This is a genomic window from Bacillus sp. Xin1, from assembly GCF_013314535.1.
GTDB lineage: Bacteria > Bacillota > Bacilli > Bacillales > Bacillaceae_G > Bacillus_A.
In genome coordinates this window covers 1-14,915 of the sequence record NZ_JABUAE010000066.1, presented here as the reverse complement: position 1 = coordinate 14,915, position 14,915 = coordinate 1, and the positions used below count along the sequence as shown (strand labels likewise).

The 14,915-nt window shown below is 35.1% G+C and carries 18 protein-coding genes and 2 pseudogenes; 12 read left to right on the top strand and 8 right to left on the bottom strand.

Annotated elements, in window-relative coordinates; genetic code table 11:
• Positions 1-250: 250 nt before the first annotated feature.
• Positions 251-1,453: an alanyl-tRNA editing protein gene (locus tag HRG09_RS26250; RefSeq protein WP_174103790.1), complete on the bottom strand. Its 1,203-nt coding sequence runs from the start codon at positions 1,451-1,453 to the stop codon at positions 251-253.
• A 137-nt stretch (positions 1,454-1,590) separates the two neighbouring features.
• On the opposite strand from HRG09_RS26250, the gene HRG09_RS26245 reads away from it, so the two are divergent.
• Together HRG09_RS26245 and HRG09_RS26240 are read left to right on the top strand one after the other, a co-directional pair.
• Positions 1,591-1,983, top strand: coding sequence for a hypothetical protein (locus tag HRG09_RS26245; RefSeq protein ID WP_174103789.1), 393 nt, complete (start codon positions 1,591-1,593; stop codon positions 1,981-1,983).
• Positions 1,984-2,060: 77 nt separating this feature from the next.
• On the top strand, positions 2,061-3,302 hold the full coding sequence (locus HRG09_RS26240; protein ID WP_174103788.1) for an MDR family MFS transporter: 1,242 nt from the start codon (positions 2,061-2,063) through the stop codon (positions 3,300-3,302).
• A gap of 123 nt (positions 3,303-3,425) precedes the next feature.
• Here HRG09_RS26240 and HRG09_RS26235 read toward each other — a convergent pair whose 3' ends face one another.
• Positions 3,426-3,806 (bottom strand): Hsp20 family protein, encoded by a 381-nt coding sequence (locus tag HRG09_RS26235; RefSeq protein WP_174103787.1) that lies wholly within the window; start codon positions 3,804-3,806, stop codon positions 3,426-3,428.
• Between the two features lie 253 nt (positions 3,807-4,059).
• Positions 4,060-4,203 (bottom strand): small acid-soluble spore protein P, encoded by a 144-nt coding sequence (locus HRG09_RS26230; protein WP_000414451.1) that lies wholly within the window; start codon positions 4,201-4,203, stop codon positions 4,060-4,062.
• Positions 4,204-4,319: 116 nt separating this feature from the next.
• On the opposite strand from HRG09_RS26230, the gene HRG09_RS26225 reads away from it, so the two are divergent.
• Both HRG09_RS26225 and HRG09_RS26220 read left to right on the top strand, forming a co-directional pair.
• The gene (locus tag HRG09_RS26225; protein WP_174103786.1) at positions 4,320-4,583 is read left to right on the top strand and encodes a hypothetical protein; all 264 of its coding nucleotides are present in this window, start codon (positions 4,320-4,322) and stop codon (positions 4,581-4,583) included.
• A gap of 47 nt (positions 4,584-4,630) precedes the next feature.
• Positions 4,631-5,356 (top strand): polysaccharide deacetylase family protein, encoded by a 726-nt coding sequence (locus HRG09_RS26220; protein ID WP_174103785.1) that lies wholly within the window; start codon positions 4,631-4,633, stop codon positions 5,354-5,356.
• Between the two features lie 34 nt (positions 5,357-5,390).
• On the opposite strand, the gene sspO is transcribed toward HRG09_RS26220, so the two are convergent.
• Positions 5,391-5,540 carry a small acid-soluble spore protein O gene (gene sspO, locus HRG09_RS26215; protein WP_174103784.1) on the bottom strand — a complete coding sequence of 50 codons (150 nt, stop codon included), beginning with the start codon at positions 5,538-5,540 and terminating at the stop codon, positions 5,391-5,393.
• Between the two features lie 295 nt (positions 5,541-5,835).
• On the opposite strand from sspO, the gene acnA reads away from it, so the two are divergent.
• A complete protein-coding gene (gene acnA, locus HRG09_RS26210; protein ID WP_174103783.1) occupies positions 5,836-8,559 on the top strand; it encodes an aconitate hydratase AcnA in 2,724 nt (907 codons plus the stop codon).
• 98 nt (positions 8,560-8,657) lie between these two features.
• Positions 8,658-8,936 (top strand): annotated as a pseudogene (locus HRG09_RS26205) (ABC transporter ATP-binding protein); the annotation flags it as partial.
• Positions 8,937-9,086: 150 nt separating this feature from the next.
• Here the strand turns inward: HRG09_RS26205 and HRG09_RS26200 are convergent.
• The 3 genes and pseudogenes from HRG09_RS26200 to HRG09_RS26195 form a co-directional block, all read right to left on the bottom strand.
• Positions 9,087-9,413: a YmzC family protein gene (locus HRG09_RS26200; RefSeq protein ID WP_174103781.1), complete on the bottom strand. Its 327-nt coding sequence runs from the start codon at positions 9,411-9,413 to the stop codon at positions 9,087-9,089.
• Positions 9,414-9,437: 24 nt separating this feature from the next.
• Positions 9,438-9,629, bottom strand: coding sequence for a hypothetical protein (locus HRG09_RS29225; RefSeq protein ID WP_309232375.1), 192 nt, complete (start codon positions 9,627-9,629; stop codon positions 9,438-9,440).
• Positions 9,630-9,690: 61 nt separating this feature from the next.
• Positions 9,691-10,281, bottom strand: a pseudogene (locus HRG09_RS26195) (DUF4306 domain-containing protein).
• 200 nt (positions 10,282-10,481) lie between these two features.
• Between HRG09_RS26195 and HRG09_RS26190 the strand changes: the two are divergent.
• The 5 genes from HRG09_RS26190 (at position 10,482) to tlp (ending at position 13,049) form a co-directional block, all read left to right on the top strand.
• Positions 10,482-11,060 (top strand): TlpA family protein disulfide reductase, encoded by a 579-nt coding sequence (locus HRG09_RS26190; RefSeq protein ID WP_174103779.1) that lies wholly within the window; start codon positions 10,482-10,484, stop codon positions 11,058-11,060.
• A gap of 118 nt (positions 11,061-11,178) precedes the next feature.
• Positions 11,179-12,126 (top strand): 3'-5' exonuclease, encoded by a 948-nt coding sequence (locus HRG09_RS26185; RefSeq protein ID WP_174103777.1) that lies wholly within the window; start codon positions 11,179-11,181, stop codon positions 12,124-12,126.
• 266 nt (positions 12,127-12,392) lie between these two features.
• A complete protein-coding gene (locus tag HRG09_RS26180; protein ID WP_174103775.1) occupies positions 12,393-12,536 on the top strand; it encodes an FbpB family small basic protein in 144 nt (47 codons plus the stop codon).
• Between the two features lie 43 nt (positions 12,537-12,579).
• Positions 12,580-12,714: an acid-soluble spore protein SspN gene (gene sspN / locus HRG09_RS26175; RefSeq protein ID WP_000527986.1), complete on the top strand. Its 135-nt coding sequence runs from the start codon at positions 12,580-12,582 to the stop codon at positions 12,712-12,714.
• Between the two features lie 107 nt (positions 12,715-12,821).
• The gene (gene tlp / locus HRG09_RS26170; RefSeq protein WP_174103773.1) at positions 12,822-13,049 is read left to right on the top strand and encodes a small acid-soluble spore protein Tlp; all 228 of its coding nucleotides are present in this window, start codon (positions 12,822-12,824) and stop codon (positions 13,047-13,049) included.
• A 15-nt stretch (positions 13,050-13,064) separates the two neighbouring features.
• Here the strand turns inward: tlp and HRG09_RS26165 are convergent, their stop codons facing one another.
• Positions 13,065-14,357: a glycoside hydrolase family 18 protein gene (locus tag HRG09_RS26165; RefSeq protein ID WP_174103771.1), complete on the bottom strand. Its 1,293-nt coding sequence runs from the start codon at positions 14,355-14,357 to the stop codon at positions 13,065-13,067.
• 109 nt (positions 14,358-14,466) lie between these two features.
• Between HRG09_RS26165 and HRG09_RS26160 the strand changes: the two genes are divergently transcribed.
• Positions 14,467-14,886: an acyl-CoA thioesterase gene (locus tag HRG09_RS26160; protein WP_003199074.1), complete on the top strand. Its 420-nt coding sequence runs from the start codon at positions 14,467-14,469 to the stop codon at positions 14,884-14,886.
• Positions 14,887-14,915 lie beyond the last annotated feature (29 nt).

Here is a 14,915-nt window from a genome sequence, read left to right as displayed (position 1 = left end):
CCGTCTTACATTCCATACAGACACTACCGAACTCTATAGCGTTGTATCCTCTTTGTTGAACGAGAGGAACTGTTTTTGTGAGGACAGAGACAGGAGAATCCTCCACCTCAATATCTTGTAGAGGTAGGTGGGGTAGTTCAATGAAAAAGGATTTCCTAATGCAGGAACGTATCAAGGATTGAAACGAAATATTGGTTTATAAGTAGATAAACAATAAAGGGTAGTACCTAGCTACCCTTTATTGTTTCATTCAAACGGTTTCTTGTGATACATGAATAAGTTGAGCTAAAAATTCTTCACCTGTAATAACTGCTTTTCCGCCCCCACGAGCGCTTTTCGTGTTACCGCCGCCTTTTCCCTCAATAGCAGGAAGGACGTTTTTTAAAATGGTATTCATGTTTGTTTGTACCGTTTTCCCACATGCAAGAATACATTGTAGTTTATCTTCGTTTTCTATAATAAAATATGTAATTACGTTTTCGTTTTGTTCAGTAATGATAGCAGATAATTTTGCGATTTCCTGCATAGAACGATTTGTAAAAACCTTCGAAATAAGTGTACCAGCATCTATTTGTTTTGATTGTTGGAGCAATTCATTTGCTTCGACAAGTAATAGTTTCTCATTCATCGCTTGTAGTGCTTTGTCATGTTCTTTCTGAGATAGAACAAGCTGCTCTATCTTATTGGCGATATGAGTTTCATTGCTATTTAATTGTTTGGAAATATCTTTAATGATTTTTTGATGATGCCCCATTAATTTGAGCGCGCGCCATCCAGCTACAAAGGTTAAACGGATGCCACCTTTATTTCGATCCCAACCTATTATATGAATCGGTCCCACTTCACCTGTATATTTTGGGTGTGTACCGCCACACCCGTTGTAATCGTAGTTTTCAATGATTACAACGCGAATATCTTCTGTAATTGTTGGTTCTTTTCTAAGAGGTAATTGTTTTGCTTCCTCCAAATTCATCCATTTAATATGGATGGGATGGTTTTCAAAGACGACTTGATTTGCGATTTGTAGTGCGCTATTAGCTGTTTCTATTGAAAGTTCAGGCGTGTCTAAATCAATTGTTACCGTTTCTTTTCCAAGATGAAAACCAATTGTAGGGATGTCAAAATGATCCCAAAAGGCAGCAGATAGAATGTGCTGAGCGGTATGCTGTTGCATATGATCAAAACGACGCTGCCAATTGATTTTGCCGATTACTTCTTTTGTATGTAATTCACTTGAAATGAAATGGCGGACTTCGTTATTAACTTCCTCAACATTGATGACGGAAATATCATTTAATGTTCCTATGTCATGTGGTTGACCGCCACCAGTTGGATAAAATGTTGTTTCTGTTAGAGTCACATATAAATTTCCTGCGTTATCATAGTCCTGTTTTATAAGTTGTGCTGTAAATGTTTGCTGATAGGCATCGGTGTAATATATTTTTCGGTTCACTTTCGTACTCCTTTCTATTTCACTAGTTTCATTGTAAAACAATCTAAATAAGTTTCCTAATATTTCAGAAGAAAAAATCTCTTTTTTAGAATTTTCTTGCTATAATAAGAAAAAGAGCATATACGGGGGTGGATGAAATGCTGTATGAAAATGGCGTAGACAAATTAATTCGTCTCAATACAAATATTTCTGAACTATATCGAGAATTACATGACATGACTCGTACTTTAACAAAATGTAATCGAGAGAGTGTAACATTCGATCGATTATATGTGAAAGAGTTATTATGGAAAAAAGAAGATGTGTCCGCTATGTATGATCAGCTTCTCGTTCAGCTTTGTATTAATGAATGTTTTGATTTAAAAGGTGTCATTACTGGCGAATACAAATATACGTATGAGGAAGTGGAAAATGCGGTTCTTGCATTTAATGAAAAGTACGACGTGAACATCCTAATCAAGGACGTTTGTAAAGAGTTACAGTTTACATATGGTATAGATATGGAGCTATCTAGGACAGCTCGGGTATAAATATAATTTATTATTAAAAAAGGAAAGCAGGTTCTTTGCTTTCTTTTTTGTATGAAATAGGGGGAGTAGGTATAGGTATGAGGGGAAAGTTACAACATATTCACCCGCTTGGGATGAGTATTATTATAGGGACACTATTTGCAAGGTTTGCAACTTCAATGAGCATTCCTTTTTTGGCAATTTATTTAACAATTGTAAAAGATATATCAGCTGGGATGACAGGTGCTATTATTGGAACAAGCGCATTAGTTGGAGTATTTGCTAGTTTTATTGGTGGGAATTTATCAGATCGATTTGGCCGTAAAACAATTATGATATCGTCCCTTATTGTTTGGATTTTTGTATTTATCGGGTTTTCGATTGCAGACCATGTTCTAACTTTCTTTTTATTAAACGCATTAAATGGTTTATGTCGTTCCTTTTTTGAACCGACATCAAGAGCGTTACTATCTGATTTAACGAAGCCGGAGTATCGTTTACTTGCGTATAACTTACGATACGGTGCCATAAATGTCGGTGTGGCAATTGGACCGCTTGTAGGATTGCAAATTGGAAGTGCCAAATCAACAATGCCGTTTTTAATAGCGGCTGGAGTATACATTGTATATACGGTGATATTAGCAATGCAATTTAAAAAGTATCAAATGGATGAAAAAACAATGGATACTATAGAGCCTGTAACGATGATAAAAGCAATTCGTATTTTAAGAAAAGATATTGTTTTCTTGGTTGCCTTAGTTGGAATTATTTTAAGTAACAGTGGTTTTTCACATTTTACAACAACAGCCTCTCAATACTTTGCGAACTCTTATGTATTTCAAGATGGCGTGACATTATTGTCATATATGCTAACATTAAACGCAATTACAGTAGTAATTATACAATACCCTGTTATTCAGATTTGTAAGAAGTATACACCACTTGTATCAATTATGATTGGCACGCTCTTTGTTAGTGGTGGGCTCATTGGTTTTGGAACTGGAGAATCAATCATCAGCATTTTTCTTTACACGATTATTTTTACAATAGGAGAAGTATTAATGTTTTCAATGACAGATGTGTTTATTGATGACATTTCAGTCCCACACTTAAAAGGAACGTATTTTGGAGCAATGGGATTTTCAGGGATTGGTGGTGTGATTGGCCCTTGGTTTGGGGGAGTACTGTTAGATTATTACGGATATCAAAATGGTTTGGCCGTATTTTCGATACTAGCTATCTTTTCAGTTATTGCTTTTCCCATTTTTTTATGGACAAGAAGCTTATTATCTAAAAGAAATCGCACCGTAAATTGCGATATGGAGATTGGAATGAAATAGCAGTTGACGGTAAAGCTAATTGTTTCTTAATCAATTAGAAGTTTAATTTTATATGAAGCAAAGAAAAAACAGGGTAAGAAAAGTTAGCAATAAACTGTTCTTACTCTGTTTTTATATAACGCTTTAATTTGAAAAAAGCACTTTGTTTTCATGCTTATTTGCAACTTCAGTTTTCGAAATGTGTATGGCAAGAAAGCCATTTTCTAAACAGGCTAGCATTTTTTTGTAGATGATGTTAGCAGGTAAAGAAATTGTTCGTTGTAAAGATGAATTTTTATGAAATATACAAATTGTTAGGCCTGTCTCTATCTTGTTTATAAGTACATTTTGTTCTGAAACATTAGGAATATCAGTTTCTAAAATGTACTCTTGTTCAGTTTCACAAAGGTCAATGTGAATGTGATTAGGGAAACTGAAGTTTTCATATGAATCAGAGCAAAACTGATCCATCCATTCTTCAAAACCATCAACACGAAAAAGACAATTTTTCTTTTTCTTGCCCATGTAAGACACCCTCCGTAAAGTCTCAATTCATACTATATATAATATGCATTAAGAAATTAGAGGTGAAAAGCAAGCTAGAAAATATGTTGACGGGTTTATCTTGCTATTTGAGGGGCAGTAAGACTCCCACCTCAAAATTCAGCGGAGGCAAAGAAGTTAGGTGGGAGAGGAAGAAAATTCCCACTAATGAAAGTTTCACTTTAGTGCAAGTGGTTTAAGCGAGAAGGACAATGCGTATGCATTGCCCTTCTTTTTACATATCATGATGTGCGTGATTTTTTTGTCTTGAATGATTACGATTTTTTACTTTATGAGACCCACTTAATGGTTCAGGTTGCCCAGAAGGCTGTCCTTTTTTTGTATTTTGACGAATGGATTTGCTATTGTTTTTTTCCATGTTGTCACCTCCCTCTTGTATTTAGAATGAGAGAACTTTGTAAATTTATACGAGAATGTTTTTATGAAAAAAGGTAAAGATAAGTGAGACTAACTAGAAAAGAAAGGGGAAAGCGTATGCCGTATCATAAAGATAAACAGCAAGCTTTTCAAGCCGCACAACAAGGGGTCGTACAAGCGGAAAACTTATATAACAATATTGTGAAAAACGACCCGAATTATGGTCATGATTTAAAACATTTACGACAAGAAGTTCAAGAAGCATATGAACAAATTCAAAATGCATTAGAAGTAGCATCTGAAACACAACGTCCACAACTTGAGCAGTTTGAAAGTAATTTACAAAATATTATGCGAGATGTGGATCAGTTAAATGATTGAACAGGTTGTTGTATGACTTCAACAACCTGTCCAATAGTAGGATTAATATGTTGAGAAGAAAAATTTCTATAATTATTATTTGTTTGATTAGTTTCGTACATATATACCAGGTGGACAGAGTAGAGGCAAAAATGTTAATGAGAAAAGAGTTGGAACCTACTGGTTATGTAACGTGGGAAGTACCGAATAACGAAAAACTAATTGCAATTACATTTGATGATGGCCCAGATCCCACATATACTCCTCAAGTGCTCAATTTATTGAAGCAATATAAAGCTGAAGCAACTTTTTTTATGATTGGTTTTCGAATTCAACGAAACCCATATTTAGTTAACAGGGTACTTAAGGAAGGGCATGAAATTGGAAATCATACGATGAATCATTTATATGCAAGAGATGCATCTAATGAAAAATTAAAAACTGATATTTTAGAGGAGAAACGATATTTACAAGAATGGGTAAAGGGACCTCTACTTTTTCGTCCACCAGGAGGATATATTAACGATGCGGTATTTGCAACAGCAAAAGTAGCAGGTTATCAAATTGTATTGTGGTCTTGGAATCAAGATCCGAAAGATTGGGCAGACCCAGGTACTGAATCTATTGTGAAGCATGTTGTAACAAATGCCAAAAGTGGTGATATAGTGTTATTGCATGATGGTGGAAGTGATCGAAGTCAAACTGTAGCTGCATTAGAAAAAATTTTGCCGGCTCTTCAAAAAGAAGGATACCGATTTGTGAAGGTTTCAGACTTATTACGTTATAAACATTAAAAATCCCAAAAGGAGTACCTTTTGGGATTTTTCACTATTGATTCTTCTTACGTTTTTTATTGTTTTGACGCTGAGCTGGTGTTAATGGCTCGTTGGCGAATTCCTCATTATAACCAGCTCCTTGTCCTTGTGCTGATGCAGCGTTCATTCCTTGAATTATATGATTTGCTTTACGTTTTCCCATTTGTAGTCACCCCTATAATATTTTCTTTACAACACAAATAATGAGCTGTTCATTACATGTATGAACAGAGTAGAAAAGCTTCGAAAAGAAAGCTTTACTTTATGGTAATAGTATTCATAAGGAGAACGAAGGTTATTCAAATTTACAGAGATAAAGAAAACTTATGATAAACTATAAGTTTCTTATTATTTACTTATTTAGAAAGTTGTAATAAGATATTATCGTAAGGTATTGAAAAGTTTGTCTACATTTTATATTCAGACAACTCAGTCACGTTTAACAGGGGGGAAACATAATGGTCAAACATAATCCATTTCAATCTCGTGAAACATTTGAAGTAGATGGAAAAACGTATCATTATTATCAATTGAAAGCGCTTGAAAACGCAGGGGTTGGCAATGTATCACAATTACCGTATTCAATTAAAGTTTTGCTTGAATCTGTACTTCGTCAAGTTGATGGACGTGTAATTACAGAAGAGCATGTTACAAATTTAGCAAAGTGGGGAACGAAAGATGTTCAAGATATCGATGTTCCATTTAAACCATCTCGCGTAATTTTACAAGATTTCACAGGTGTTCCAGCTGTCGTTGATTTGGCTTCACTTCGAAAAGCGATGGCAGATATGGGCGGGGACCCTGATAAAATTAATCCAGAAATTACTGTAGACCTTGTAATCGATCACTCTGTACAGGTTGATAGAGCGGGTACAGCAGACGCGCTTGAATTCAACATGGACTTAGAGTTTAAACGTAATGAAGAACGTTATAAATTTTTAAGCTGGGCACAAAAATCATTTGATAATTATCGTGCAGTTCCACCAGCAACAGGTATTGTACACCAAGTAAACCTTGAGTATTTAGCACCAGTTGTTCATGCGGTGAAAAATGCTGAAGGTGAATTAGTTGCATATCCAGATTCATTAGTTGGAACAGACTCTCATACTACAATGATTAATGGTATCGGTGTTCTTGGATGGGGCGTTGGTGGTATTGAGGCAGAAGCAGGGATGCTTGGACAACCTTCATACTTCCCAGTGCCAGAAGTTATCGGTGTTAAGTTAACTGGTACACTTCCAAGTGGTACAACAGCAACAGACGTTGCTTTAAAAGTAACGCAAGTGTTACGTCAAAAAGGTGTAGTTGGTAAATTTGTTGAGTTCTTCGGTAGTGGATTAAAGAGCATGCCTTTAGCTGACCGTGCAACAATTTCAAACATGGCACCAGAATACGGCGCAACTTGTGGATTCTTCCCAATTGACGAGATTTCATTAGATTACTTACGTTTAACAGGAAGAGATGAAGAACAAATTCGCGTTGTTGAAGAATACTGTAAAGCAAACGGTTTATTCTATACAGCAGACAGCAAAGATCCAATTTATACAGACCTTGTTGAAATTGATTTAAATACAATTGAATCTAACCTTTCAGGGCCAAAACGTCCACAAGATTTAATCCCACTTTCAAATATGAAAGAGGAGTTCCATAAAGCAGTTGTGGCACCAGTTGGAACACAAGGACTTGGATTCAATGAACAAGAATTTGATAAAGAAGTGAAAGTTGCATTAAAAGATCAGGAAGTAACGATGAAAACAGGTGCAATTGCAATCGCTGCGATTACAAGCTGTACAAATACATCTAACCCATATGTATTAATTGGTGCAGGTTTAGTTGCGAAAAAAGCAATTGAAAAAGGTCTTAAAGTACCTGGTTATGTAAAAACATCCTTAGCACCAGGATCTAAAGTAGTAACGGAATACCTAGATAAATCAGGTTTAACAACTTATTTAGATCAATTAGGATTCCAAACAGTTGGTTACGGCTGTACAACTTGCATTGGTAACTCTGGTCCATTAGCGCCAGAATTAGAAGAAGCAATTGCAGCAAACGACTTATTAGTAACATCTGTTTTATCTGGTAACCGTAACTTTGAAGGTCGTATTCATCCACTTGTAAAAGCAAACTACTTAGCATCTCCACCACTTGTTGTGGCATATGCGCTTGCTGGTACTGTTGATATCGACTTGAAAAACGATGCAATCGGTAAAGATGAAAACGGTAATCCAATTTACTTTAACGACATTTGGCCATCAGCGAAAGAAATTGAAGAAGTGGTTCAAAGTGTCGTAACATCTGAACTGTTCAAAAAAGAATATGCGCAAGTATTTAACAGCAATGAACGCTGGAATGAAATCCAAACTTCAAATGAGGCGCTATATACTTGGGATAATGACTCAACTTACATTCAAAATCCACCGTTCTTTGAAGGTTTATCAAAAGAACCAGGTGAAGTGGAAACACTTTCAGGTTTACGCGTAGTTGGTAAATTTGGAGATTCTGTAACAACAGACCATATTTCACCAGCGGGTTCAATTGGCAAACATACACCAGCAGGACGTTATTTATTAGAAAATGGCGTACAGCCAGTTGACTTTAACTCTTATGGTTCTCGCCGTGGTAACCATGAGGTTATGATGCGTGGTACATTCGCAAACATTCGTATTAAAAACCAAATCGCACCAGGAACAGAAGGTGGATATACAACTTACTGGCCAACTGGCGAAGTAACATCTATCTATGATGCTGCGATGAAATATAAAGAAGATGGTACAGGACTTCTTGTAGTTGCAGGTAAAGATTACGGTATGGGAAGTTCTCGTGACTGGGCTGCGAAAGGTACAAACCTTTTAGGCATTAAAGCAGTTATCGCAGAAAGCTTCGAGCGTATTCACCGCAGTAACTTAGTATTAATGGGGGTATTACCATTGCAATTTAAAGACGGCGAAAGTGCTGAAACATTAGGCCTTGTTGGTAATGAATCATTTGAAATTCAAATTGACAAAACAGTTAGACCTCGTGACCTTATAAAAGTAGTTGCAATCGATCCAGAAGGAAACGAAAAGCAATTTGAAGTAGTAGCACGTTTTGATAGTGAAGTTGAAATCGACTACTACCGTCATGGTGGTATTCTACAAATGGTTCTTCGTGAGAAAATTGAAGAGTCTAAGGTGTCAAACTAAGTAAGTAGTTATAGTAAAAAAGAAAAGTATAATATTCTCAATCAAAACAAGGAAGCTGACTGAAGTTAGCTTCCTTGTTTTATGTAAAGAGGAAAGGGGTGAAGCCGTATAGCTTCATCCCTTTCCTTTTCTTATAGAAAAAATTGGAGGTATAACAATGAAAGAATATAAACGACTCTTAATTCCGTTGTTACAAGAAAAATTGCTACTCATCGTTTTGATATGTAGTGGGGTTTTAGCAGCCATGATGAATGTATCTAGACCATTGTTAATGGAACTAATTGTAGATCGACTTATTCAGAAACATATAGAAGAAGTGTATATATATTGCATTATTTGTAGGAAGTAGACTGATTACATGGGGGAATTCGTTGTTGTAATGAACAAAGGCGTTATTGCTGAATGTGGGACGCCACAAGAATTATTAAGCTATAATTCGTTATTTAAAGAAATGCTGGTGAAATAATTTTTGAAATTTACTAAACCAAGGGACAGAATTCTGCCCCTGGTTTATATGTAAGTAACATTCATTCCGCTTTATTTAGTTGATATTCATATGATTCTGGATTTTCAGTATTAAATTCTTTAACTAATGTAATCTTATTTGTATCTGGGTTATATTTAAAGATTTTAATCGTGTGTCTATCACCACTGCTAGGATTACTTTCCTGTAAAGCAAATGTATTTTCTGCAATTTGAGTCATATTACTGGTTTGTATATCTACTGGAGTGGTGTCGTGGTTTGTAGAAACTTCAATAACTCTTTCTTTGTTAAAAAATATAAGAACTAGAATTAAAATAGTTAAACATATACGCATATAGCGTAGTTCTTTACTAATTGGATGTTCGCCCATAGTGCTCACCCTTTCAATAAATTATTATGAACTAGAGGTTGTTGTAATAGAGTAAACGCTAATAATACCAAGCATAGTGAATAGAATAAATGATACCAAAGCTGTATAAATGCAAACGCGACCAGTTTTTCGCCTTTCAGGATCGTTGCTAAATAAGGATATAACCCATACGATGATACCAATGGGATAAAATATGAAGCTGAAAATATAGAGAATAGCTTTTACAAAGGAGGTTTCTTATGCACAAAACAGTACAAGTATGTTCCTTATTGTCACCTTATATGTTTATATTTTTGCGTAAACGTATTTGACAAGAAATCTTAATTACAACTAGCCCTGTCATATAAAGAAAAGTTAGAATAAAAACGGTACTAATGATAGGGGACTTTTGAAATGCATATAATAGCCTATCGATATAATAAATTTAATTAAAATCAGTAATCGATTTAGGAGAGAAGACTAAGTGTTTTTTCCAGTTTTCTTCTATAGCAATCATCGTACTTGTAGAATGTGTAACAAGTAAAGTGTAAAGAAAAATAGGGAGAATAATCATGAGTTGTAAATCAATGAATCCTGTTTTATGTTTTTTCCAGTACAACCAGCGGATTAATATTATTCCTAATAAATAGACAACGAATAATACAAAAACTGTAGTGGAAACAGGATTGTATTTAAATGCATATAGCAGTTTATCAATTTCATACACTTGATGGGAGCTTTCGGTTGTTGTAGGTGTGAAGACGATATGTTGTTTCCAATCTTCTGAAATACTTAAGTAACTAGCAGTCCAACTTGTAATGAATAATGAGAAAAATAAAATGGGGAGAATGATCACATATTGTAGCCAGTGGAAAATTGTTTTATGCATAAATGATTACACCCCTTCCTAATTATGGATATTTCCATTATACGATAAAAAGAAAAAATTTTCGATTTTATTAAGAATATTCTATTTATTTGTCAGGAGAATATTTCCAAGGTTGTCCGTATAAGCTAAAATAAAATATAAATACGAGTATTATTTTTGAATGGACATAATAAACGACTCAAACTATAAGGGTGATGTATATGTGGCGGAAATTTACGGTTATTATCATCTTATTTTGTTTAGCTGGTTACGCAGTCTATGTGCAACTTGGAAAAAATGATAAACAAGTAAGCAAAGAGCCAGTAAAAAGTGAAGAAACGATGAAAAAAGAAGTGATTGCAAAAAACGGAATTGAAGTAGGAAAGGTTGCACCAGATTTTGAGTTGTCAAAATTGGATGGAACAAAGGTTAAGCTTTCAGATTTAAAAGGTAAAAAAGTCATCCTAAATTTCTGGGCAACGTGGTGTGGACCTTGTCAGAAGGAAATGCCGGACATGGAAGCTTTTTATAAAAAGCATAAAGATGATGTGGAAATCCTCGCTGTAAATTATACGGTTTCTGAAGGTGCTAATGGAGAAGAAAAAGTGAAAAAGTTTGTAGAAGAGAAAGGGGTAACATTTCCTATTTTACTTGATAAAGATATAAATGTTACAACAACGTATAAAGTAATCACCATTCCAACTTCTTATTTTGTGGATACAAAAGGTGTGATTCAAGATAAGTTTATCGGGCCGATGACACAAAAAGAGATGGAGAAGAGGATTGTCAAATTAAAATAATCAGTAAGAAGACAGATTGGTATAAGGCTACTTCTGTCTTTTCTTTTTTATCAAACAGCTTGTTCATGATATGATAAAAGAAATTTGAACGATAATAATTATGAAGGAGAGTATGCCTGTGGGACATTTATCTTTGCCAGCAGACTATGTTGTGATTGACTTTGAAACGACAGGATTTAATCCATACAATGATCGAATTATTCAAGTGGCAGCGGTAAGGTACCGTAATCATGAGTTGGCTGATCAATTTGTTTCTTTCGTAAATCCAGAACGATCTATCCCTAGTCGTATCACAAGTTTAACGGGAATTACAAATTATCGTGTTTCGGATGCACCAACGATTCAGGAAGTTTTGCCGTTGTTTCTAGCATTTTTAGGTAACGATACAATTGTTGCGCATAATGCTTCATTTGATATGCGCTTTTTAAAGAGTAATGCAAATATGCTTAGATTGTCAGAACCTAAAAATATGGTAATTGATACCGTGTTTTTAGCAAAAAGATATATGAAGCATGCTCCAAACTATAAACTAGAAACTTTAAAAAGAATGCTCGGAATTCGTTTAAGTTCTCATAATGCACTTGATGACTGTATTACATGTGCGGCTGTATATCAAAAATGTGCCGCTATCCAAGAAGAAGGAAAAAAGAAAGTAAAAAAAGAAACACTTGAAGAAGATGCAGTGTATACGCTAATAAAAGAAATGCTTGTGAAGCATAATCGTGATATAGAGTGGATTCGCAATGTGAATGTTGGAAGTTATCTAGATATAAAGGCTTTTTACCCAATTGTAAGAGTGAAGATAAAAGGACGAAAAAAATATGTTTTAACTGAAAAAACAGAACAAGAAATATTAGAGATGTATCCTAGTTTGAAATGTGAGCCGGCTTTAAAGAGTGAAATAGGTATAACGAGAATTATGATTGAAGGCCTTGAGGATTTTACGAAGTTAGAAAACTACATTTTAGAGGCTTATGACAGAGTGATGCAAGCATTGAATGAGTATAAAGACAATAAAGTTAATGCAAATGAGGAAGTTGAAAAATATTTAAGTATAATGAAATAATAAATGTGTTCAAAAATCCATCGGTTGTCAAAGGGCTGCTGATGGATTTTTTATCATTTTTGTTGAACGAGAGGAACTGTTTTTGCTAGGACCGAAACAGGAGAATTCCTCACCTACCTCAAGCTCGTGTAGAGGTAGGTGAGGGTAGTTCAGTAGAAATAGATTTTTCTTTGGTAAAACATAAAATTTTCTTGCAAATCTGATTAAAGAGTTTTTCATTTGCTCATACTAATTAATAAGAAAGTGAAGGAGAAAGGATGAGCAGCATGAGAAGAAGTCGTCGGAAATCATTTGAAGAACTTGTGAGGGAAAATAAAAGGCAACTATTAAGCGATCGTGATGCAATTGAACGGATTGAAGAACGAATTGAAAAACGTTATGAAATGCAACTTTTTAAGCAGGCTGAATAATTCTTACTACTAGTATGATACTAGTAGTAAGGAGGCGGTTATAATGGGTAATCCAAAAAAGAATTCAAAAGATTTTGCACCAGATCACATTGGAACACAGTCAAAAAAAGCTGGTGGAAATAAAGGGAAGCAAATGCAAGACCAGACAGGGAAACAACCGATTGTGGATAACGGTTAAAGAAAAGGAGAATGTTTTCATTCTCCTTTTCTTTATGTGCATACATAATCTAATTCGTTTTTGGAAAGCTAATATGGTATGTATATCTCAATTAGGAGGGAAACAGCATGGCAGAGCAATATAATAAAGCAAATCCAGATGATCGAAGTGATAATGTAGAAAAGTTGCAAGAAATGGTACAAAACACGATTGATAACTTTAATGAGGCAAAAGAAACTGCAGAGGTTTCGAATGAAAAAGATCGCGCTGCAATTGAAGCAAAAAATCAGCGCCGTTTAGAAAGTATTGATTCACTGAAAAGCGAAATAAAAGATGAATCTGAGTATAATGGGTAAAAAGGCTGACGGTTGTCAGCCTTTTTTTGTAATCAAAAAATTTTCCACGAGTAAGCGCCAGTTTTGAGGGAAAGGAAGACCGATTTTCCAATAGCTAATCCCGCGAATACCTTGTTCTTTGATTAAATTAAATTTACTCTGAACAGACCTAGCATCTTCAAACCATACTTCGTGCTGCACACCATTTTCATCAAAATAATTGAAGTGTGGTGCTTGTGCTGTGAAATCATAACGAATTGGCACATTATATTTACGAGCAAGTGCAACAGCTGCGACAGAACTTATTGCTTTTGCAGGAGGATTTCCTTCTTTAAAGGGAAGTTTCCAGTCGAAACCATATAAATTTTGTCCCATCATAATTTTTTGTGGAGGCATTTGAGATTTTGCATATTGAATTACCTGCTTCACGGGACCGATAGGAGATATAGCCATCGGTGGTCCACCTTGCCATCCCCAGTCATATGTCATAATAACGACAAAGTCAACAATTTCTCCCTGTGCTTTGTAATCGTGTGCTTCAAAAAACTTTCCTTTTTGCTGAGAACTTGTTTTGGGAACAAGCGTTGTACTTAATGTATATCCTTCTGGCAGTCTTGTTTTTACATTTCGTAAAAATCGATTGTATGCTTCGCGATCCTCTGGCGCAACATTTTCAAAATCAAAATGAATATCACGCATATTATACTTCTCAGCTGTTTGTAGAATATTAGTAATAAATTTGTTTTGAATGGTAGCACTCCGTAAAAAAACAGAGGCTAATTCAGCACTAAAATTGCCGTTTTCAATATTTGTAATAACAAGCATAGGGATCGTTTGACCTTGCACAGCAATTTGAGCAATTCTTGCAGTTTCAGTCGGTTCTTTTAAAGTTCCGTCGCGCAATGCTTCAAAACTAAAATAGGCTAAATATGTGAGATAAGGAATGATGGCCCGTGTGGCATTCACTAAACTTTCTTTAATTGGAATAGTAGAAGGCTGCAAATAGGCAATAGATTCTATTGCTCGTTTTGAGCCTTTTGGAATGTACAATTGTTGACCGACGTGAAGGATGGATTTTAAAGATAAGTTATTTACTTTTGCTAAGCTGGCAAGAGGAACGTTATATGTTTGAGAAATTCGGTAAAGGCTGTCTCCAGGTTGTACGTAATAGTTATTCCCTTTCGTGTTTACAATTAGTGCCTGACCGACAACAAGTGTTTCAGCTGGATTAAGTCCATTGTCTTTTACAATTTCTTCAGGTGTAGTTCCGTATTTTGATGCTAAGCTATATACGCTGTCACCGCTACGAACGGTTACAATTTGAATCATATACTCGCTCCTTTCAGGAAAAAGATCCACCGTTTCTATTTTATTTTTGATTTCACTGTATTATGATTAAATGTATGCAAGGAAACAGAAGCGAGAAGGAGATTGTGATATGTTTGTAGCAGAACACGAAATTGAAATCCGCTATGCGGAAACAGATCAAATGGGTGTGGTGTATCACTCAAATTATTTAGTATGGCTGGAATTGGGGCGTACAAAATTAATACAAGAATTAGGATTTTCATATATTGAAATGGAAAAAGAAGGAGTTATTTCTCCAGTGTTAGATTTGCAAATTTCATATCGGAAAGCAATGCGTTATGGAGAAAAAGCAATTGTAAAAACATGGATTGATTCAGTTAGTCCACTTCGTGTTATATACGGATATGAAATTTATAATGGTGATGGAGACCTTTGTATTACGGCTACAACAACAAATATTTGTGCGAAAAAAGAGGGGTTCCGTCCTGTATCCTTTAAGAAATTATATCCTGAGTGGTATGCGAAATATGAAGAAATTAAGAAAAAATAAAAAAGTGTGGCCAAGGGCCACACTTTTTT